At 67.1% G+C, this 20,777-nt stretch carries 22 protein-coding genes; 12 read left to right on the forward strand and 10 right to left on the reverse strand.

From position 1 onward, the window contains the following. The first annotated feature begins 136 nt into the window (after positions 1-136). From AC5P8J_RS09985 to AC5P8J_RS10005, 5 genes are all read left to right on the forward strand, one after another. Positions 137-1,546 (forward strand): amidohydrolase, encoded by a 1,410-nt coding sequence (locus tag AC5P8J_RS09985; RefSeq protein ID WP_227854276.1) that lies wholly within the window; start codon positions 137-139, stop codon positions 1,544-1,546. Beyond that, complete coding sequence (locus AC5P8J_RS09990; protein ID WP_227854277.1) at positions 1,546-2,808, forward strand: amidohydrolase family protein; 1,263 nt, start codon at positions 1,546-1,548, stop codon at positions 2,806-2,808. Before AC5P8J_RS09985 ends, AC5P8J_RS09990 begins: the two co-directional genes overlap by 1 nt. 25 nt (positions 2,809-2,833) lie before the next feature. Further along, on the forward strand, positions 2,834-3,466 hold the full coding sequence (locus AC5P8J_RS09995; RefSeq protein ID WP_021203929.1) for a 2-hydroxychromene-2-carboxylate isomerase: 633 nt from the start codon (positions 2,834-2,836) through the stop codon (positions 3,464-3,466). Positions 3,467-3,560: 94 nt separating this feature from the next. Continuing rightward, positions 3,561-4,502, forward strand: a complete 942-nt coding sequence (locus AC5P8J_RS10000) for a DegV family protein (RefSeq protein ID WP_021203930.1) — start codon at positions 3,561-3,563, stop codon at positions 4,500-4,502. A 77-nt stretch (positions 4,503-4,579) separates the two neighbouring features. Further along, positions 4,580-4,918 (forward strand): hypothetical protein, encoded by a 339-nt coding sequence (locus AC5P8J_RS10005; RefSeq protein WP_111104260.1) that lies wholly within the window; start codon positions 4,580-4,582, stop codon positions 4,916-4,918. A gap of 114 nt (positions 4,919-5,032) precedes the next feature. On the opposite strand, the gene AC5P8J_RS10010 is transcribed toward AC5P8J_RS10005, so the two are convergent. The 5 genes from AC5P8J_RS10010 to frmR form a co-directional block, all read right to left on the reverse strand. After that, complete coding sequence (locus AC5P8J_RS10010; RefSeq protein WP_227854278.1) at positions 5,033-6,478, reverse strand: GGDEF domain-containing protein; 1,446 nt, start codon at positions 6,476-6,478, stop codon at positions 5,033-5,035. A gap of 191 nt (positions 6,479-6,669) precedes the next feature. Further along, positions 6,670-7,500: an S-formylglutathione hydrolase gene (gene fghA, locus AC5P8J_RS10015; RefSeq protein ID WP_019662084.1), complete on the reverse strand. Its 831-nt coding sequence runs from the start codon at positions 7,498-7,500 to the stop codon at positions 6,670-6,672. Between the two features lie 63 nt (positions 7,501-7,563). Next, positions 7,564-7,923, reverse strand: a complete 360-nt coding sequence (locus AC5P8J_RS10020) for a YqcC family protein (protein ID WP_021203933.1) — start codon at positions 7,921-7,923, stop codon at positions 7,564-7,566. 8 nt (positions 7,924-7,931) lie between these two features. Continuing rightward, positions 7,932-9,041, reverse strand: coding sequence for an S-(hydroxymethyl)glutathione dehydrogenase/class III alcohol dehydrogenase (locus AC5P8J_RS10025; RefSeq protein WP_019662086.1), 1,110 nt, complete (start codon positions 9,039-9,041; stop codon positions 7,932-7,934). Positions 9,042-9,100: 59 nt separating this feature from the next. After that, on the reverse strand, positions 9,101-9,376 hold the full coding sequence (frmR, locus tag AC5P8J_RS10030) for a formaldehyde-responsive transcriptional repressor FrmR (RefSeq protein ID WP_021203934.1): 276 nt from the start codon (positions 9,374-9,376) through the stop codon (positions 9,101-9,103). Positions 9,377-9,563: 187 nt separating this feature from the next. Here frmR and AC5P8J_RS10035 point away from each other — a divergent pair, with 187 nt between their 5' ends. Beyond that, positions 9,564-9,983, forward strand: coding sequence for an Imm70 family immunity protein (locus AC5P8J_RS10035; RefSeq protein ID WP_021203935.1), 420 nt, complete (start codon positions 9,564-9,566; stop codon positions 9,981-9,983). A gap of 10 nt (positions 9,984-9,993) precedes the next feature. Here AC5P8J_RS10035 and AC5P8J_RS10040 read toward each other — a convergent pair whose 3' ends face one another. After that, a complete protein-coding gene (locus AC5P8J_RS10040) occupies positions 9,994-10,899 on the reverse strand; it encodes a LysR family transcriptional regulator (protein ID WP_061479599.1) in 906 nt (301 codons plus the stop codon). A 130-nt stretch (positions 10,900-11,029) separates the two neighbouring features. On the opposite strand from AC5P8J_RS10040, the gene AC5P8J_RS10045 reads away from it, so the two are divergent. Further along, positions 11,030-12,133 (forward strand): alkene reductase, encoded by a 1,104-nt coding sequence (locus AC5P8J_RS10045; protein ID WP_031270535.1) that lies wholly within the window; start codon positions 11,030-11,032, stop codon positions 12,131-12,133. A gap of 50 nt (positions 12,134-12,183) precedes the next feature. On the opposite strand, the gene AC5P8J_RS10050 is transcribed toward AC5P8J_RS10045, so the two are convergent. Further along, positions 12,184-12,861 carry an SMI1/KNR4 family protein gene (locus AC5P8J_RS10050; protein ID WP_021203938.1) on the reverse strand — a complete coding sequence of 226 codons (678 nt, stop codon included), beginning with the start codon at positions 12,859-12,861 and terminating at the stop codon, positions 12,184-12,186. A gap of 114 nt (positions 12,862-12,975) precedes the next feature. Here AC5P8J_RS10050 and AC5P8J_RS10055 point away from each other — a divergent pair, with 114 nt between their 5' ends. Continuing rightward, entirely contained in the window at positions 12,976-13,392 is a 417-nt protein-coding gene (locus AC5P8J_RS10055) for a VOC family protein (RefSeq protein ID WP_026347277.1), read from the forward strand. Positions 13,393-13,404: 12 nt separating this feature from the next. Here AC5P8J_RS10055 and AC5P8J_RS10060 read toward each other — a convergent pair whose 3' ends face one another. After that, complete coding sequence (locus AC5P8J_RS10060; RefSeq protein ID WP_227854279.1) at positions 13,405-14,100, reverse strand: DAPG hydrolase family protein; 696 nt, start codon at positions 14,098-14,100, stop codon at positions 13,405-13,407. Between the two features lie 76 nt (positions 14,101-14,176). On the opposite strand from AC5P8J_RS10060, the gene AC5P8J_RS10065 reads away from it, so the two are divergent. Then, a complete protein-coding gene (locus AC5P8J_RS10065; RefSeq protein WP_227854280.1) occupies positions 14,177-14,839 on the forward strand; it encodes a TetR/AcrR family transcriptional regulator in 663 nt (220 codons plus the stop codon). A 77-nt stretch (positions 14,840-14,916) separates the two neighbouring features. On the opposite strand, the gene AC5P8J_RS10070 is transcribed toward AC5P8J_RS10065, so the two are convergent. Further along, positions 14,917-15,801, reverse strand: coding sequence for a LysR family transcriptional regulator (locus tag AC5P8J_RS10070; protein ID WP_021203941.1), 885 nt, complete (start codon positions 15,799-15,801; stop codon positions 14,917-14,919). A 107-nt stretch (positions 15,802-15,908) separates the two neighbouring features. Between AC5P8J_RS10070 and AC5P8J_RS10075 the strand changes: the two genes are divergently transcribed. Then, on the forward strand, positions 15,909-16,967 hold the full coding sequence (locus tag AC5P8J_RS10075) for an NAD(P)-dependent alcohol dehydrogenase (RefSeq protein WP_227852070.1): 1,059 nt from the start codon (positions 15,909-15,911) through the stop codon (positions 16,965-16,967). 103 nt (positions 16,968-17,070) lie between these two features. Here AC5P8J_RS10075 and AC5P8J_RS10080 read toward each other — a convergent pair whose 3' ends face one another. Continuing rightward, positions 17,071-18,435, reverse strand: a complete 1,365-nt coding sequence (locus AC5P8J_RS10080) for a glutamate--cysteine ligase (RefSeq protein ID WP_019662096.1) — start codon at positions 18,433-18,435, stop codon at positions 17,071-17,073. Between the two features lie 152 nt (positions 18,436-18,587). Here AC5P8J_RS10080 and AC5P8J_RS10085 point away from each other — a divergent pair, with 152 nt between their 5' ends. Next, positions 18,588-19,292 carry a VIT1/CCC1 transporter family protein gene (locus AC5P8J_RS10085; protein ID WP_021203944.1) on the forward strand — a complete coding sequence of 235 codons (705 nt, stop codon included), beginning with the start codon at positions 18,588-18,590 and terminating at the stop codon, positions 19,290-19,292. Next, on the forward strand, positions 19,289-20,113 hold the full coding sequence (locus AC5P8J_RS10090; protein ID WP_134735873.1) for a helix-turn-helix transcriptional regulator: 825 nt from the start codon (positions 19,289-19,291) through the stop codon (positions 20,111-20,113). The genes AC5P8J_RS10085 and AC5P8J_RS10090 overlap by 4 nt, the downstream gene beginning before the upstream one ends. The last annotated feature ends 664 nt before the right edge of the window (positions 20,114-20,777 follow it).

The raw sequence follows: 20,777 nt of genomic DNA on the forward strand, positions 1-20,777 counted from the left end.
TCCAACGTTAATATTTCCTTCACAAATCCTCCATCAGAAAATTCCTACCCCCCACGCCCCTGTCCAAGGTCACTTGGCAAGCCACACCGGCCCCGGCTAGCGTCGGTGGATTCATGTTTCTGGCGAGGGGAACTGCATGGCATCGACGTTGTTGCGCACCGGGGTGGCACTGGCGCTGGTTTCATTGAGCACGGCACCGGCGGTGGGCGCCTCGCGCTTCGTCGCCGATCCCTACCCCAGCACCTACCAGGCACACCCCGATGCACCGGTGCTGATCCAGAACGCCACCGTGCTGACCGGCACCGGCCAGCGCTTGGACAACGCCGACGTGCTGCTGCGCGAGGGCCGCATCGTTGCCGTCGGCCGCCAGCTGCAGGCCGATGCCGGTGTCACCCGCATCGATGCGCAGGGCAAGTGGGTCACACCCGGCCTGATCGACGTGCACTCGCACCTGGGCGTGTACCCCAGCCCGGGCGTCGGCGCGCACAGCGACGGCAACGAGATGACCGCGCCGGTCACCGCCAACGTCTGGGCCGAGCACTCGGTGTGGCCGCAGGACCCGGGTTTCGCCACCGCACTGGCCGGCGGCGTGACCAGCATGCAGGTGCTGCCGGGCTCGGCCAACCTGGTCGGTGGTCGTGGTGTGACCCTGAAGAACGTCCCCGCCATCACCTACCAGGCGATGAAGTTTCCCGGCGCACCGTGGGGACTGAAGATGGCCTGCGGCGAGAACCCGAAGCGGGTGTACGGCGGAGGCAAGGGCGTCGCTCCGGCCACGCGGATGGGCAACGTTGCCGGTTACCGCGCCGCCTTCATCGATGCCGCCGACTACATCGCCAAGAACAAACCGAAGCCGGCCAAGCGCAGGAGCTGGTTCGGCAGCGACAAGGGCGACAGCGCCGGTGATGCTGGCGGCAAGCGCGATCTCAAGCTGGACACGCTGGCCGGTGCGATCGAGGGCGACATCCGCGTGCATATCCATTGCTACCGCGCCGACGAGATGGCCACCATGCTCGACCTGGCCAAGGAATTCGGCTTCAAGGTGGCCGCTTTCCACCACGGCGTGGAGGCCTACAAGCTGGCCGACCGGCTGGCCGCCGACGGCGTCTGCGGTGCACTCTGGGCCGATTGGTGGGGCTTCAAAATGGAAGCCTTCGACGGCATTCCCGAGAACATCGCGCTGGTCGACCGGCCGAAGAACAGCTGCGCCATCGTCCATTCCGATTCACCCGAAGGCATCCAGCGCCTGAACCAGGAAGCGGCCAAGGTGATCGCCGCCGCGCGCCGCGCCCACATGCCGGAGATCACCCCCGAGCACGCCATCACCTGGATGACTGCCAACGCCGCCAAGGCGCTGGGCATCGAAGGCCAGACCGGCACTCTGGAGGCGGGCAAGATGGCCGACGTGGTGGTGTGGAACGGCAACCCCTTCAGCTCGTACGCGCTGGCCGAGCAGGTCTTCATCGACGGCCGCCGCCTGTACGACCGCAGCGCACCTGCGGCCACGCCACGTTCCGACTTCCAGCTTGGCCAGGAGGTGCACTGATGGGCGCGTTGAACAAGCGTCGCCGGGCATGGCTCGGCGCTACGGTCATGGTGCTGGCCTGCCTCTCCGCATCCGCGCAGGCGCAGGACCTGCTGGTGCGCAACGCGACCGTGCATACGGCCAGCACGCGCGGCAGCCTGAAGCACGCCGATGTGCTGGTGCAGGGCGGGATCATCCGCGCAGTCGGCAGCGGGCTGTCCGCCCCGGCCGGGGCCAGCGTGGTCGAGGCCGATGGCCGCCCGCTGACACCGGCGCTGTTCGGGGGCATCACCGAGATCGGCATCGAAGAGGTCTCCGGTGAAGCGAGCACGGTCGACAGCACGTTGAAGATCGGCGAACAACCGTTGCGCCCCGAGTTCGATGTCACCCTGGCGTACAACCCGGCCTCGGTGCTGATCCCGGTGGCACGCCTGGACGGCATCGGCTTCACCGCCCTGGGGGCGGCCACCGGCGGCGGCTTCGTTGCAGGCCAGGGTGGCGTGATGCGGCTGGACGGCAGCGCCGATCCCCTCGGGCCGCGCGCGCTGTTCCTGCGCCTGGGGTCGGCCGCAGTGGAGCTGACCGGGCAGTCGCGTGCAGCGCAATGGATGCTGCTGCAGCAGATGGTGGACGAGGCGCGTGGCCAGGTTGCCGCGGACTCACCGCACGCGCTGCTGACGCCGGCCGGGCGCCGCACGCTCAGCCGCTACCTGGCCGGGCACGGCCGCATCGTGGTGGAGGTGGACCGCGCGGCGGACATTCGCCAGCTGCTGCGCTGGGCCGCCCGCGAAAAGGTGAAGATCGCCATCGCCGGTGGCAGCGAAGCCTGGCAGCTGGCGCCGGAGCTGGCCGCCGCACAGGTACCGGTGTTCGTCGATGTGTTGTCCAACCTGCCGGCCAGCTTCGACCAGATCGGCGCCACGCTGGAAAATGCGGCACGCCTGCAACGTTCCGGCGTGGCGGTCTCGTTCCTGCAGCGTGGCGACGCCTCGCACAACGCCCGCAAGATGCGCCAGCTGGCCGGCAATGCCGTGGCCAACGGTTTGCCCTGGGCCGACGGCCTGGCCGGCCTGACCCGGGTGCCGGCGCAGGCGTTCGGCGTGGCCGACCAGATCGGCAGCATCGAGCCGGGCAAGCGTGCCGACCTGGTGCTGTGGGAGGGCGACCCGCTGGACGTGGCGCACTATGCCGAACAGGTCTGGCTGGGCGGCCGGGCGATGCCGATGCGCTCGCGCCAGACCGAACTGCGCGACCGCTACCTGCAGCGCAACGCGCAGCCCTGACCTCCAGTTATTCAAGGAAACCTGCATGGCCACCCTGCGCTGGTACTTCGACTTCGTCTCGCCCTATTCCTACCTGCATTGGCAGAAGCTGAAGCAGCTACCCCAGTTCGCACAGATCCAGACCGTGCCGATCGCCTTCGGTGCCGTGCTGCATCACCTGGGCAACCTCGGGCCGGCCGAGATTCCGGCCAAGCGCCGCTTCATGTACCGTCAGCTGCTGTGGACTGCGCAGGCCGAAGGAACACCGCTGCGGTTCCCGCCGGGCCACCCGTTCAACCCGTTGTCTGCCCTGCGGCTGTGCCTGGCCGCCGGTGGCGCCGTGCAGGCGGTGGACGTGCTGTTCGACTGGATCTGGCGCGACGGCAATGCCGCCGATAGCGCCGAGGCCCTGCGCGAACCGGCTGCGCGGCTGGGGATCGAGGATGTCGCCAGCGCCATCGCGGCCCCCGCGGCCAAGGAGCAGCTGCGGAGGAACACCGAGTCCGCCATTGCTGCCGGCGTGTTCGGCGTACCAACCCTGGCCATCGATGACGAACTGTTCTGGGGCAACGACGCCCATCCGTTGATGGCCGCCGTGCTGGCCGATCCCGCCCTGCTGCAGCAGCCCGAGTGGCAGCGCCTGGCCGAACTTCCGGTGGCCGTGCAGCGCAGTCGCTGAACAGGGCCTGGCGCATTTCCCTCGCGCGCCACGCCAGAATTTGAGATAGATTTCACGTTTCCGAACCTACAACCGCCCTGGAGGGGAGCCGCGGATGCGCATCGGAATCGTCGTCGACTCGGCCTGCGACCTGCCGCAGGACTTCATTGCCGAGCACAACATCGTGCTGCTGCCGATCACCGTCCGCATCGGCGAAGCCGTGCTGGCCGATCACCGCGATGAGCAGGCCACGCTGAGCTTCCTGCACGCGCACGTGGCCGAACACGGCGCCGAGGCGGAAACCATTCCCTTCAGCGTCAACCAGATCCGCGACCTGTTCCTGCAGCAGCTGGTGATCGATTACGACCACGTGTTCTGCATGACCATCACCAAGACCCGCAGCCCGATCCATGACAACGCGCTGCAGGCCAGCTTCGCCATCCTCAACGACTACAAGCCGGTGCGCCAGGCGGCAGGCTACAACTCACCGTTCGCGCTGCGCGTGCTCGATACCCAGAACCTGTTCGCCGCGCAGGCGGTTACGGCGGTGGAAGCCGTGCGCCTGCGCGAGAGCAACGCCAGCGTGCAGCAGATCCGCGAGCGGCTGGAGGAACTGTCCGGCAACGTGCACGGCTATATGGTCACCCGTGATCTGTACTACATGCGTGCGCGCGCACGGCACAAGGGCGACCGCAGTGTCGGCCTGCTCAGTGCGGCGCTGGGCAGCGCGCTGGACATCAAGCCGGTGCTGCACGGCTACCGCGGCGAGACCGGGCCGGTGGCCAAGATCAAGGGCTTCGACAATGCCGTGCAGAAGCTGTTCGCGGTGGTCGGCCAGCGCGTGCGTGCCGGGCTGATGACACCGACGGTGTGCGTCAGCTACGGCGGAGAACTGGACGAGCTGCGCACGCTGCCCGGCTACGCACAGCTGAAAGAGGTCTGCGCCACCCATGGCGTGACCGTGTACGAATCGGTGATGAGCCTGACCGGCATGGTCAACGTCGGCAAGGGCGCGGTCACCGTAGGCTTCGCCGATGGGCCGCATCGGTTCGAATGAGCGCTGGCCACGGCCGGAATCTGCACATCGATTCCACTGCGGTTGTGCCAGTCTTGCCGCACTTCAAGGAGAACGCCATGCCTGCGCAGTACCACATCAGCCTGCCCGATCCCTCCAAGGCCCGCGGCAACGACCCTGACCTGTCCTTCCATTCGCAGGGCGCCGCCGGCTTCGCCGAGGAACTGCAGGACGCGCTGCGCAGCGGCGCGCTGTTCGAGCGCTGGAAGGCCAAGCAACCCGACCCGGATGCGGTGGAACCGCAATGGGGCGTGACCGATCCGGAGGCCACCGTGACCGGCGAACAGAAGGATCTGCGCATCAACCTGGTCGCCACCACCCGCATCGACAGCGATGTGTTCAAGCAGCGCCTGCGCCTGCTGGCCGGCAGCCACTGGGAACTGCGCGACGTGCGTTGAGGCCACGCCGTGGTAGTGCCGGCCGCTGGCCGGCAACCGAGGAGATGCCGGCCACCGGCCGGCACTACCCAGTGCGATGTCCCTGGACGGGCGGCACGCCATGGGCTGGTCCGCTCAGCAGTCCATCGTTCCGTGCGCGTTGCCCTCGTCATCCAGCACGTGTGCGTGCAGGAACACCTGGTTGCGGCCAGCCCGCTTGGCGGCATACAGGCCGGCATCGGCGTCTGCCAGCAACTGATCGGCACTGGCCAGCGCCGGCGGATGCAGGTAACCCACGCCGACGCTGATGCTGACCGGGCCTTCCGGCAATGGCAGCGCTTCGACCGCTTCGCGCAGGCGCTCGGCCAGCGCCAGCACGCCCGACAGTGGGCTTCCAGGCACGATGACAGCGAATTCTTCACCGCCATAACGCGCAACGCTGTCACCGCCGCGAACTGCGACGCCCTTCAGCACCCCGGCCACCGCCTGCAGGCAACGATCACCGGCCGGATGGCCGTGCCGGTCGTTGAAGGCCTTGAAGTGGTCGATATCCACCAGCAGCAGGCCCAGCTCGGTGCCGCTGCGCCGCGCGCGATTCCACTCGGAGGTCAGCCGCGCATCGAACTCGCGGCGATTGGCCACGCCGGTGAGGCCATCCTGCCGCGCCAGTTGATCCAGCGCCGCCTGACGCTCCAGCAGATCGGTCTGCAGCAGGACGCTGCGCAGGCCGAAACCAAGGGTGGCTACGACGAAGCCCGCGACGGCCAACGGCCGCGCATGATCGACCACCAGCGTGCCGACCACCAGCAGCAGCAACGGCAGGATGATCGGACCGGCGGCCTGCACCGTCCTCGCCAGCCGCGGGTGTGCCGTGGTGCCTGTGTCCGGCGCCGTGTCCAGCGCCAGGCAGGCGATCAGCAGAAAAGGGACGTCGATCAGCAGGTCGTTGAACGCACCGAACGCATCATCGGAGGTGTAGTGGTTGATGTAGTAGGCCACCAGCAGATAGGCCAGTGCGTACAACGCCAGTGCACGGAAGAACCTGCGCCGTTCGGGCACGTCGCCGGCCAGCCATCGCACCACGGCGAACGCGGCGATACACAGGTTCTGGATATCGAACATGCGTTGCATGTTGGCCAGCGCGTGGTCGTCGATGTCAACGCGGGCGGCAAACGACTGCGCGTGCACGAAGAACAGCACGCCCAACAGCGCCGCCATCGCCGCATCGATCAGGCTGATGCTGACCCGTTCCCGGCGCGCCCGGGCCAGGATGAACACCAGGGGCACACCGTAAAGCACGTAAAGGAACAGGCTTGCGCGCGGGGTGAAATCGGCACGCCCGGCGCCCAGGGCATCAATCATGTTGAACGCCATGCCGCCGGCCCACAGCAGCAGGGCCAGCGCCGTGGCGCGCCACCCCAGTGCCGCGCGGTCGCGGCGGGCCCGCCACAGGCAGGCGACCGCAGCCAGCAGCGGGGCGCCGGTCAGGAAAACGAAGGAACCCGCCCCGGCGGGACCGGGCCACAGGGCCAGCACCAGCCCATGGCACAGCACATACAGCAGCGCCAGCACTACCGGCATGCATCCCCCCGATCCGCAAGGCCGTCTGAGCGCACGATAGCGCTCCGGCACGCCACAGCGGCGTGATCCACTGCGGCAAAACGACACTCCGCGTGCGTCACCATGGTAGTGCCGGCCGCTGGCCGGCAATCCCGGGGAATCCCTGGGCGTTCCGGTGGTGCCGGCCAGCGGCCGGCACCACCGGAACGCGCTCAGCCCTGCAGGGCGCGGGCGTGGTGGGCGATGTGCTCGCCGATGAAGCTGGCGATGAAGTAGTAGCTGTGGTCGTAGCCCGGCTGCAGACGCAGGGTCAGCGGATGGCCGGCGGCCGCGCAGGCCTGCTGCAGGCGCTGCGGCTGCAGCTGGGTCTGCAGGAACTCGTCCGCCTCGCCCTGGTCGACCAGCAGCGGCAGGCGCTCGTCAGCCATAGCGATCAGCTCGCAGGCATCCCATTGCGCCCAGTCGGCCGGGTTGTCGCCCAGATAGGCATGGAAGGCCTTCTGCCCCCACGGCACGTGGCTGGGCGCGACGATCGGCGAAAACGCCGACACGCTGCGATAGCGCCCGGGGTTGCGCAGCGCGATCAGCAGCGCGCCATGGCCGCCCATCGAATGGCCACTGATCGCGCGCGCATCGGTGACCGCGAAGTTCGCCTCGATCAGCGCCGGCAGCTCCTGCGCCACGTAATCATGCATGCGGTAGTGCTCCGCCCAGGGCGCACGGGTGGCGTTGAGGTAGAACCCCGCTCCCTTGCCGAGGTCGTAGCCTTCGGCATCGGCCACATCATCGCCGCGCGGGCTGGTATCCGGCGCAACGATGATTACTCCGTGCTCGGCTGCATAGCGCTGCGCACCGGCCTTGGTGATGAAATTCTGCTCGGTGCAGGTCAGGCCGCTCAGCCAGTACAGCACCGGCAGCTTCTGTGTTTCCACTTGCGGTGGCAGGTACACGGCGAACTGCATGTCGCAGCCCAGCGTGGTCGAATGATGGCGGTACACGTCCTGCCAGCCGCCGAAACAGGCGCGGTGTTCAATGCGTTCCATGGTGCTCTCCTGCGCGGCGCGTCAGCGCACGCGTGCTTCTGGTAGATGCCGACCTTGGTCGGCTTATCCACGCCCGGCGTGGATGCCTTGGTTGATCAGTTCATCCAGCTGTGCCAGCAGGCGCAGCAACGATTCGACGCCAGGCTGGCCGTCCAGGTTGCGATACGCCGCCACCGCCACGTCGCTGCGCGGTGGCCACTGACCGTCGGCGCGGGCCTCGTAGAGGCGCGGCAGGAATACCTGCGCAAGCCACTGCTCGAACGGCATGCCATCGTCGCTGCCGAAGGCCGAAGTCACCGCACGCGGTGGCCCCACCTCGCCGTCGACCCAGCCCAGCGCGCGCAACGCCTGCTCGATCGGCGCCACCAAGGCCGCGCGCGGGTCTTCCGCACGCGGCCGGCGCAGGGCATCGAACCAGCCCATGACGCGGCTCAGTAATGGACCACCGAACGGATCGACTTGCCTTCATGCATGAGGTCGAAGGCGTCGTTGATCCTGTCCAGGTCCATGGTGTGGGTGACGAACGGCGCCAGTTCGATATCGCCCTTCATCGCGTCCTCGACCATGCCCGGCAGCTGGCTGCGGCCCTTCACGCCACCGAAGGCGGTACCCATCCACTTGCGCCCGGTCACCAGCTGGAACGGGCGGGTGGAGATCTCCTGCCCGGCACCGGCCACGCCGATCACCACGCTCTGGCCCCAGCCACGATGCGCGCATTCCAGCGCCGCGCGCATCACGTTGACGTTGCCGATGCACTCGAAGCTGTGGTCCACACCCCAGGTGGTCATTTCCACGATGACCTGCTGGATCGGCTTGTCGAAGTCCTTCGGGTTGATGCAGTCGGTGGCGCCGAATTCGCGCGCCAGTTCGAACTTGGACGGATTGGTGTCCACCGCGATGATGCGGCCGGCCTTGGCCTGGCGCGCACCCTGGATCACCGCCAGGCCGATGCCACCCAGGCCGAACACCGCCACGCTGTCGCCTTCCTGCACCTTGGCGGTGTTGTGCACCGCGCCGATGCCAGTGGTGACGCCACAGCCGAGCAGGCAGACGTGTTCCGGGTTGGCGTCCGGATTGATCTTCGCCAGCGAGACTTCGGCCACAACGGTGTACTCGCTGAAGGTCGAGCAGCCCATGTAGTGGTACAGCGGCTCGCCGTTGTAGCTGAAGCGGCTGGTGCCGTCGGGCATCACGCCCTTGCCCTGGGTGGCGCGCACGGCCACGCACAGGTTGGTCTTGCCGCTCTTGCAGAACAGGCATTCGCCACACTCGGCGGTATACAGCGGAATCACATGGTCGCCCGGCTTGACGCTGGTCACGCCCTCGCCCACTTCCACCACGATGCCGGCGCCTTCATGGCCCAGCACCACCGGGAACAGGCCTTCCGGGTCATCACCGGACAGGGTGAACGCATCGGTGTGGCAGACACCGGTGTGGGTAATCTTCACCAGCACTTCGCCCTTCTTCGGCGGGGCGACGTCGATCTCGACGATCTGCAGCGGCTGGCCGGGACCAAAGGCGACGGCGGCACGGGATTTCATGGGTGGACTCTCCAGAGACAGGCAATGACAGGATGGGCGGCGCCATGTTGCGCCGTCGTTTACTTCAGGTACGAGCGGATCAACGCGCTCATGTCGCGCACGCGTTCGGCGCGTTGTTCTTCGGAGGCGGCGGGCTGGCCGAATTCCTCGCGCAGATGGGCCTCCATCACCTCGGACATCAGGCCGTTGACCGCGCCACGGATGGCGGCGATCTGCTGCAGCACCGGCCCGCAGTCGGCGCCGGCTTCCAGCGCGCGGTCAAGCGCATCGCACTGGCCGCGGATGCGGCGCACGCGGGCCAGGACCTTCTTCTTCTCTTCGGGGGAATGCGGCATGGCGGGCCAGTTCGGAACTATACTGGGGGATAGTATACATGTGTATTGGCAAAGTGACGGAAATGGCATCTCCCGCCTCCGCAATAGTGCCGTTGAATCCTTTCATATCAATCAATTACAGAAATTGCGCTTCTACCGTTAATGCATCGGGGCATGCTGTAGGATCGGCAGAATCAGCAACCAGACAATGGGTGTTGGCATCCAACTCGGGCGCATCACCGATGAGATCGGCAGTGGCGCGTTTCTCTATGCCTTCTTCTCGACCATATCCGGCAACCTGGAGCCGAATGGCTGGGGAAGTCGATTCCCAATCCTCTTGAATCAGCTATACGCCGGCAGACTGCAGCAATCAGATGCTGCCGCCGCGCTGGCCGAACTACATAGGGTCCGCCGAGAGCTGGCCGAGCTTGCGCCAGCCCGTGTCATATGGTCGTTCGAGGATAGAACCCAGCGTCCACCGTGGGGAGACGATATCGCTGGCGACATCGACAGCCTGGCGACCTACTTCGTCACCTCACATGGGCACGATCTGATCGCGCTTCTGGCCGAGGTGTTTGAAGCACTTCAGGAAGGCGAAGACACGTCCGCCCGGACCATCAACTACTGATGCCCTACGCTCAATCAAACACGCCCTGAGCCGCCAACCGCGCCAGCTCATCCACCACGTAGCGCACCTTGGGCCGCAGGTGGCGGGTCGGTGGCCACAGCGCATGGATGTCGATATGCCGCTGCATGTGCGCATCCAGCACCGATTGCAGCGCCCCGGATTCCAGATGACGGCGTACCAGTGAAACGGGCATCTGGCAGATGCCCAGCCCAGCGATGGCCGCATCGATCACCGCGTCACCATCGTTGAGCTGGTAGGTCGCATTCGGGATGAACGTTCCCTCGGCATCGTCCCTGCCGATCCGCCACGCCACCGGCTGGCCGTGGCGGAAACCAACGACGCTGCGGTGCTGCGCCAGATCCTCCACGGAGGCCGGCACGCCATGCGCCTGCAGGTACTCTGGCGATGCGCAGGTGACCAGTCGTTGGCGACCCAGCCGGCGCGCGACCAGATGCTCGGCCTGGTGCAATCCGCCGAAGCGGATCAGCAGGTCGATGCCCTCTTCGACCGGATCGACGAAGTGATCGGTGAAGGTCATCGTCAGTTGCAGGTCCGGGTATTGCCGGCACAGGCGCAGCAGCACCGGCAGCACCACCAGGCGCCCGAACGAGGATGGCATGTCGATGCGCAGCCGTCCGCTGGGCAGGCCGGCCGACCCCAGGCAGGCCTCGGCGGCGGAGATTTCTTCCAGCGCCGCCGCACACGATGCGTAGTACGCTTCGCCGTCGGTGGTCAGCGCGATGCGCCGCGTGGTGCGGTGGAACAGGCGCACGCCCAGCCGCGCTTCCAGCCGGGCGATGGCCTTGCCCACCGCCGAGCGTGAGATGCCCAGCGCGTCGGCAGCCTCGGTGAAGCTGCCTGAGCGGGCCGTGGTAACGAACGTGACCAGGCCATTCAATGATTCCAGCGGCAGCATCTATCGCGCTCCATTGGGGACAAATAGTCCCGCACCTGGGGAGATCGAAGCTCTTTATGCGTCTGCATGTCAACTCCATTCTGTGTGCATCGCGCCGCTGGCGCCTCCTCCCCGCACCAAGATGACCGACATGACCGCCGCCCTGTTCCGCCCCTTCGATCTGGCAGGCATCGCCCTGCGCAACCGCATCGTGATGGCCCCGATGACCCGCGCCCGCAACCCCGGCGCGGTGGCCAATGAACTCACCGCGCAGTACTACCGGCAGCGCGCCAGCGCCGGCCTGATCATCAGTGAAGGCACCCCGGTCTCGCCGCAGGGCCAGGGTTACATCGACGTGCCGGGTATCTGGTCGGCCGAGCAGGTTGCCGGGTGGAAGCTCGTCACCGAGGCGGTGCATGCCGCACAGGGCACGATCTTCGCCCAGCTCTGGCACGTCGGCCGCATGTCGCATTACTCGCTGCAGCCCGACGGTGGTCAACCGGTAAGCGCCGGTACCCGGCCGGTCGCCAGCGCACCGAAGAACACCTCGTTCGTCTATCTGGACGACGGCAGCCGCGGCCACGCCGATCCCACCCCGGCACGTGCGCTGGCCACCGAAGAGATCCCCGGCATCGTCGACGACTTCGCGCGCGGCGCCGACAACGCCATCGCCGCCGGTTTCGATGGCATCGAACTGCATGCCGCCAACGGCTACCTGTTCGAACAGTTCCTCAACCCGCTCATCAACCAGCGCGAGGACCGCTATGGCGGCTCGCTGCCAAATCGTGCGCGCTTGATCCTGGAGACCGTCGATGCGATGGCCCAGCGCATCGGTGCGCAGCGCATCGGCGTGCGTCTGGCGCCGAACAACCTCACCTTCGACATGCCGTTCTACCCCGACAACGAGGCCACCTACCTGTACCTGGCCGAGGAACTGGGCACGCGCGGCCTGGCCTATGTGCATCTCAACGACAACCTGCAGGCGGGCCAGTCGGTACTAGGCGAGGTGTTCCTGCGGCAGTTCAAGCAGGCCTACGGCGGCACCGTCATCCTGGCAGGTGGCATGACCCGCGAACGCGCCCTGCAGCTGGTCGAAGCGGGCACCATCGACCTGGCCGCGTTCGGCCAGCCGTTCATCGCCAACCCGGATCTGGTCGAGCGCCTGCAGCGCAACGTCGCGCTGGCCACGCCGGACCGCAGCACCTATTACGGAGGCGGCGAGGCAGGCTACCTCGATTACCCGGCCGCAGGCTGATCACGCACGGGGTCGGATCCCCGCCGCCGGCGGGGCTCCGACCCATGCCCTCAGGCATCCTCACGCACGTAAGCGAACGACTCGTCCAAACGCTCGAAACCGATCACTTCAGCGACGATGGCCTGTACGTCGTCGTCGCTGATGTTTCCTTCCTCAATATCGTCAACGCGGGCGAACAGCCGCTGCAACGCCGCGTACTGGTCGCCGCGCAGGAAGGACTGGTGGGACTGCAGCCAGCGCCGCAGGTTGCCGGCCAGCTCGCCGTGCGACAGCAGCGTGTACGGCGCCTGGTAGTCAGCAACGGCTTCGACCATCTTGCGGAACAGGAAATCCTGATAGCTGGCGGCCAGCACATCGGCACGATCATCGTCATGCCACACCAGCACGACAGGGGGCTCGGCAAAGCCGGGCGCGTTGCTCCAGAAGCAGTAGCTGTCGCCGCCGCCGGTCCGCGCAAACGGCAGGAGCTGCAGGTCGGGACGCAGGGGATTGTAATGATCCTCGGCGGTCAGCTCCTGCCACGCCTCCAGCAGCTCGTCGTGTTCCAACGGCTCGTAGTCCTGGGCGTACAGCAGCACCGGCGGATCCGCCTGCAGCGTCGGGAATACCACCTCGGACCATTCCGGATGGGGAGCACCCCAACTCAACCGACCCGCTGCATGCAGCTGCTTGAACAGGGGCGGGAAGGACTGGCCGGTGGCCTGTTCGATGCCGGATAGCGCGCTCATGGATGTCCTTGTCGATAGAGACCGCCCAGCTTGCCCGAATCCGCGCAGGAGATGAACCGGCCACAGCACGCGGCAGGACTAGACTGCGACCACCGGATGCCGCCCATCGCTGCCATGAACGCCACTGCCCACAGCTTCATCGTCAACCTCGACGTCCCCGACCTGGCCGCCGCCGAAGACTTCTACATCCGGGCCTTCGGCCTGCGCATCGGCCGCCGTCTAGGCCCGGGTGCCGTGGAGCTGCTCGGTGGGCCAACGCCGCTCTACCTGCTGCACAACGACGCCGGCAGCGCCGCCACCGAAGACGGCGACGTGCGCGACTACGAGCGCCATTGGACGCCGCTGCACCTGGATTGGGTAGTGGATGACATCGACGCCGCGCTGGTACGTGCAGTCGCAGCCGGAGCGACGCTCGAGCAGTCCTTGCGCGAGCGTCGCTGGGGACGCATCGCCGTGCTGGCCGATCCGTTCGGCCACGGCTTCTGCCTGATCCAGTTCAGTGCTGAAGGCTACGACGCGCTGGTCGAATGACCGTTGCACCACTCACCACGGCAAAGGCACTGCCTCGCCATTGGCACGCTCGCCGTAGTACAGCGACGGCAGCAAGCGCGAGAGGAAACTGAACTCCGTATAGCAGTGCTTGAGCAGGCCCAGGCCGACCGCATCGCCGGCCTCGCGGTGCGGATCGGCGCTGTCCAGGCCGAGCACGAAGCGGCTGCGCAGCACACAGCCAAACGGCGTATCACGCGCCACGTGCAGCATCTGCCCGTCGCAGGGATCACCGTTTGCATCCAGGCGGACGTGGTCGCCGAAGCCGATGCGCGCGGCAATCACCGCCGATACATCGCCTGCATCCTGTGCCGCCTGCAGGCGCTGGGGCACCAGCAGCGTGCGCGGGTCATGGAACTTCAGGCGTGCCGCCACCGGCGGAATGTCGGCCAGCGATTCCACCGCATGGATGCTGGCACCGTGGTAGCTGCGCCCGCGCTGCCACGCCGCGTCCCAGCCGCGATGCTCGACATGATCGACCGGATGCCACCAGCGGATGTGCTGGGTGGTCTCGAAGAAGGTGAACCACCAGTCCAGCATGCGGCCCCTGCAGCCGTGCAGATCGCTACGCACCGCCACCAGCAGGGTGCCGTCTTCGCGGCGCTGGATGCCGGTCTCCAGGTGCATCGGCGCCGGGTCGAGCAGATCGTGGTGGTCCAGCCAGGCGCGTGCGTTCACAGCGGTATCCATCGGGGTCTCCTGCGGTGTTGGGAGACCCGACAATACGGAAACGTTATTCGTTTCTCAATTAGCCGGATGCGGTAAGATGGGCACAATGAACAGCACGACCCTGTCCGAGTCCACAACGCCGACCCGCCGCCGCGGCCGCCCTGCGCGCCCGGAGGCGGAAGTCCGCCACGCGGTACTGCAGGCCACCCTGGAGCTGCTGCTGGCACAGGGTTACGAGGCCACCACCATCGAAGCGGTGGCGGCGCACGCCGGGGTGGCGAAGAAGACGGTGTATCGCCACGCCAGCAATCGCGAGGAACTGGTTGGGTTTGCGGTGCGCGAATGGACCGACGGCTTCGCGCCACAGTTGCAGCGCGATGCGCGCAATGCCGAAGAGGTCGTGCCGCTGTTGCAGGACATCCTGCAGGCGGTCTGCGCGCAGGCGCTGTCGGCGCAGGCGGTGCAGGTGTTCCGCCTGCTGGCCACCGATTTCCCCGGCAAGGACGCGCTGCTGCAGGCCTATCTGGACAATGGCATCGAACGCGGCCGAGCGCTGCTGGCTGACTGGCTGGAACGGCAGCAGCAGCGTGGGCTGCTGCGTGAGGGGGATTCCGCACGCATGGCGCGACTGATCCTGGCAATGGCCGTGGCCGAGCCGCTGCGCGAACGCGTGATCGGCGTGGTGGCCGAGGATGCGCCGGTGGAGGTGCACCTGCGTGAGTGCATGGCGTTGTTGGCGCCGGTGTTGCGGGTGCCGTAGGGTTGCCCCATCCGCGCATGGACGACAGTGGGTGGTGGGTGCCGTCCGTTGGTCGGCACCACATCATCCATCGCAACTCATTCGCGCAGCATATCCACGAACGCGCGCAGCGCACCGGGCATCTGCCGCTGCTTCGGGTAGTACAGAGCGAAGCCGGCGAACGGCTCGCTCCAGTCTTCCAGCACCGCCACCATCTGCCCCGAATCAATGTAGGGCCTTGCCGTGTCTTCCAGCACGTAGGCCAGGCCGATGCCATCTAGCACTGCACCGACCACGGTGCCCTGCTCGCTCAATGTGAGCCGGCCCGGCACGTCGATCTCCAGCGCTTGCCCGCTACGCTCGAACTGCCATTTGTATAGATGCCCGCTGGCAAAGCGGAAGCGGATGCACTCATGCGCGGCCAGGTCGCGCGGATGCTGCGGCGCCGGACGCCGCCGCAGGTAATCCGGCGAGCCGACAATCAGCCCGCGCAACGGCGGCCCCATCGGCACCGCCACCATGTCCTCGGGCACGAACTCGTGCAGGCGCACGCCGGCGTCGTAGCCCTCGGCGACGATGTCGACCAGGCCATCGTTTTCGGTCAGCTCCACCCGCACGTCGGGGTGAGCGTGCAGGAAGCGCGCCAGTCGCGGCCCCAACTGGGTCGGTACCGCCGCGCGGGTGGCGTTGATGCGCAGCAGGCCGGCCGGCGCGGCACGGAACTGGTTCATCTCTTCCAGCGCGTCATGCACCTGGCCCAGCGCCGGCTGCAGGCGCTCCAGCAGGCGCTGCCCGGCCTCAGTCAGGGCCACGCTGCGGGTGGTGCGATGGAACAGGCCCACCCCCAACCGTTCTTCCAGCGCGCGGATCGCATAGCTCACTGCCGAGGTCGACAGCGCCAGCTCGGCACCGGCGCGGCGGAAGCTGCGGTGGCGGGCGACCGCGGCAAACGCGGCCAGGTGGGTGAGGTTGTCAGTGGCCATGATTGTGCAGTTCCACTTGATGAATCATGCCGATATCCGCGATTCCTGCCGCTGGGAACGGGGCGTATTGTAAAACGCCTTTCGATAAACCCTGCCAAGGATTCCCCATGTCCCTCGCCCGTGGTTACGCCGCCCATTCCCATACCGCCCCGCTGGTCCCCTATGAGTTCGAACGCCGTGCGGTCGGTCCCAACGACGTGCGCATCGAGATCCTCTACAGCGGCATCTGCCACTCCGACCTGCATCAGGCCCGCGATGATTGGGGTGGCTCGATCTACCCGATGGTGCCGGGTCACGAGATCATCGGCCGCGTCACCGAGGTCGGCAGCAACGTCACCCGCTTCAAGGTCGGCGACCACGCCGGCGTGGGTTGCATGGTCGACTCCTGCCGCCACTGCGACGCCTGCCAGCACGACCTGGAGCAGTACTGCGCCGAGGGCGCGACCTGGACCTACAACGGCCGTGAACGCGAAAGCGGCGCACCGACCTACGGCGGCTATTCCGACCACGTGGTGGTCGAGCAACGCTTCGTGGTGAAGGTGTCCGACACCCTCGACCTGAAGGCGGCCGCACCGCTGCTGTGCGCCGGCATCACCACGTGGTCGCCGCTGCGCCATTGGAAGGTCGGCCCGGGCCAGAAGGTCGGCGTGATCGGCCTCGGCGGCCTCGGCCACATGGGCGTGAAGTTCGCCAAGGCGCTCGGTGCGCACGTGGTGATGATCACCACCACCCCGGAAAAGGGCACCGATGCCAAGCGCCTGGGCGCCGATGAGGTGCTGGTCTCGCGCGATGCGGCGCAGATGAAGGCGCACGCCGGCAGCTTCGACTTCCTGCTCAATACCATCCCGGTCAGCCATGACACCAATCCGTACATGGGCCTGCTCAAGCGCGAAGCCACCATGTGCCTGGTCGGCGTGCTGACCGAACTGGACCCGCCGTTGACCGGTGGCAGCGTGATCTTCGGCCGCAAGCACCTGACCGGCTCGGCGATAGGCGGCATGGCCGAAACCCAGGAAATGATGGACTTCTGTGCCGAGCACGGCATCGTCAGCGATGTGGAGATGATCGACATCAGGAACGTCAACGAAGCCTGGGAACGCATGGCGAAGAACGATGTGCGCTACCGCTTCGTGATCGACATGGCGACGATGAAGAACGCGGCCTGATCCAGGGCAGATGCGAAAAAGAAAAACCCCGGCAATGCCGGGGTTTTTTTCTGGTAGTGCCGGCCGCTGGCCGGCGCCCCCGCCTGGCACTACCGCAATCCACTCAGTACGCGAATTCGCGGAACACCGGATCGACGTCGCCGTGCCAGCGGCCATGGAACAGCGCCAGCTTGCGCTCGGCCGGGGTCAGGCCGGATTCGACGATCTCCTGCAGCACGTCCAGGAACTTGCTCTCGTCCTGGCCATCGGCATTGCGTGCGGCGCGACGCTTGAGGCCTTCCACCGAGATCTTGACCGCCTCGCCGGCGAGGTCACGCACGGTGCCATTGCGGAACGGCAGGTTCATCGCATGCTTCGGCACGCCGTCACGCAGCGCATGGCGCTCGGCCAGGGTGAAGTCACGCACCAGGTCCCAGGCGGCATCCAGTGCGGTGTCGTCATACAACAGGCCCACCCAGAATGCCGGCAGCGCACACAGGCGGCTCCACGGGCCACCATCGGCACCACGCATTTCCAGGTACTTCTTCAGGCGCACTTCCGGGAACGCGGTGGTCATGTGGTCCGACCAGTCGCGCAGCGTCGGCAGCGCACCCGGCAGCACCGGCAGCCTGGCCTGCATGAAATCGCGGAAGCTCTGCCCGCTGGCGTCGTGGTAGATGCCATCGCGGTAGGAGAAATACATCGGCACGTCGAGCAGGTAGTCGACATAGCGCTCGTAACCAAAACCATCCTCGAACACGAAGTCGAGCATGCCGGTGCGGTCGGCGTCGGTGTCGGTCCAGATGTGCGAGCGGTAGCTCAGGTAGCCGTTCGGCTTGCCTTCGGTGAACGGCGAATCGGCGAACAGCGCGGTGGCGATCGGCTGCAGCGCCAGCGACACGCGGAACTTCTTCACCATGTCCGCTTCGGTGGCGTAGTCCAGGTTCACCTGCACCGTGCAGGTGCGGGTCATCATGTCCAGGCCCAGCGAACCGACCTTGGGCATGTACGAGCGCATGATCTTGTAGCGCCCCTTGGGCATCCACGGCATTTCATCGCGCTTCCACTTCGGCTGGAAGCCCATGCCGAGGAAACCCAGCTGCAGTTCGCCGGCCACCTGCGCCACTTCATTGAGGTGGGTGCCGGTTTCCACGCAGGTCTGGTGGATGGTTTCCAGCGCCGCACCGGACAGTTCCAGCTGGCCGGCCGGTTCCAGCGTCACCGAGGCGCCATCGCGCAGCAGGGCGATCGTGCTGCCGTTCTCCTGCACGGGCTCCCAGCCGAAGCGGACCAGGCCGTTGAGCAGCGCTTCGATGCCGCGCTCGCCCTCGAAGGTCGGCGGGCGCAGGTCATCCAGGCGGAACCCGAACTTCTCGTGCTCGGTGCCGATGCGCCACTGCGCGCGGGGCTTCTCGCCGGAGGCGATCACCTCCACCAGCTGCGAGCGGTCGGTAATGGGGGTATCGGCGACGTGGCTGGGGCTCGACAAGGGAGAGGCTCGCTGGACGGTGGCGGGGGATGTGGGGCTCGCGGCCTTCCATCGCAAGGGCGCACTATAGCGTGGCACCCCGTCGCGTCATGCGACGGTGACGGGTTTCAGCATCCTACCGACGCCCTCTTGACCCTCGTACACTCAACGTCATGAGCCGCCATTCACGACACCCCGAACTGCACCGCTCCGAGCGCGTCGGCTGGCTGCGTGCCGCCGTGCTGGGCGCCAACGATGGCATCGTCTCGGTGGCCGGCCTGGTGGTCGGCGTGGCCGCCAGCGGCGCCTCCGCTGCGACCATCCTGGCCACCGGCGTGGCCGGCACCGTGGCCGGCGCGATGTCGATGGCCGCCGGCGAGTATGTCTCGGTGCAGACCCAGGCCGACACCGAAGACGCCGACCTGGCAATGGAAAAGCGCGAACTGCACGAAGATCCGCACAGCGAGCTGGAAGAGCTGGCCGCGATCTACCGCCACCGTGGCCTGGAGCCGGCGCTGGCACGGCAGGTGGCCGAACAGCTCACCGCCCACGACGCACTGGGCGCCCACGCGCGCGACGAGCTGGGCATCACCGATACCCTGCGCGCGCGCCCGCTGCAGGCAGCGCTGGCCTCTGCCGGCGCCTTCACCTGCGGTGCGGCACTGCCGGTGCTGACCGCGTTGCTCGCGCCGGTCGACAAGGTCGCGATGATGACCACGGCCAGTACCCTGCTCGGCCTGTGCCTGACCGGCGCGGTGGCAGCCCAGGCCGGCGGCGCCCCGCCGGTACGCGGCGCGTTGCGTGTGATGTTCTGGGGTGCACTGGCAATGGCCGCCGCTGCAGGCGTCGGTCGCCTGTTCGGCGCCCAGGTGACATGACCGGCATGCTGCCGCCAGTTACCGCACTGCTGGCCGAGATGGCCAGTCTGGCCGGCTGCGCACGCGCCGAAGGTTATGCGTGCATCACCGCTCGGCGCGAACATGGCGCCAGCTCGGTGGAGATTCCGCAACCCCAGTTCGCGATCCTGCTGGAAGGCCGCAAGCAGGTGCGTACCGCCCACCAGTCGCTGGAGTTCATCCCCGGCGACATCCTGCTGCTGACCCAGCGATGCCGCATCGATGTAGTCAACACCCCCGACCCACGCAGTGGCCGCTACCTCAGCGCCATCGTGCCGCTGTGTGCCGAAGTGCTGGCGGCCGCACGCACGCTGTGGAGCGGGGAGCTTCCCGCCGCTGGTCATGCGATGGCGCGACTGCCGTTGATCGATCATGGCGCGGTGCTGCGCCAGTGGCGGCAATCGCTGCAGGACGGCCGTTACAGCGAAGCGCGGCTGGCCCTGGCCTCGTTGGTACTGACCCTGTGCCGGCAGGGCCACGGCAACCTGCTGCTGCCGCAGGCGCCGAGCCTGGGCGAACAGATCCGCGACCGCATCGCCGCCGAACCGGCCCGCGACTGGCAATCGCGTGATGTGGAAGCGCTGTTCGCGCTGAGCGGCGCGACCCTGCGCCGTCGCCTGGCGGCCGAGGACACCAGCCTGCGCCAGCTGCTCACCGAGGCCCGGCTGGCGCATGGCATGCAGCTGCTCTACACCACGGACCTGCCGTTGAAGACCGTGGCCGCACGCGCGGGCTATCGGTCTGTGGCGAGTTTCAGCAAGCGCTTCGCCGAGCAGTACGGGCTGGCTCCCACAGACATTTGAGGGGGTTCGGCAGGGCTGCGCCCTGCACCCGCCGAAGCGAGTGCAAGAGCCGGAGCAACAGCAACAGCAACAGCGTGCATTCCGTGGGATGGCGGGGCGGTGTGGGTGGGCAGGACACGCCGTAAACCCGTCCCTGGGGGCTCGATGGCGCCATCCATGGCGCCAACGGTCCTGCCCACCCACACCGCCCCACCTTCGACAGGTTCACTCGGCTGTTGGCAACTGCGGCTTTGTTCCGCGCGGCTGTTGGTAGGTGTCGACCTTGGTCGACACATCTGTCAGATATCGAATGAGTCATCCACGCATGGCGTGGATCTACTGTATCGACCAAGGTCGACACCCACCGAGGCAATACGTCGTTCCAACAGATCGCGGAAAACTGTCGAAGGCGGGGTGGGTCCGGGTGCGGGGGCGTGAGCCGCATGGATGGGGCGACCCACGTTACAGGGACGTACTTGCAGCTGCCCCCGCAAACCGCCGCCCCCTCATCCGGACCAACCCCGCCATCCCACAGGAAACCAGGTTTTGCTTCGGCCGTTGCCGTTGCCGTTGCCTCTGCGGGTGCAGGGCGCAGCCCTGCAGCCCCCCTTCCCTGAGCATTCCACGCAGTGGTTTGAGCGCCGCGCACACGCCAGCCACGGCACGCTAGGCCAACGGAACCGCC

The sequence above is a fragment of the Stenotrophomonas sp. YJH_SMC_37 genome, from assembly GCF_059370035.1.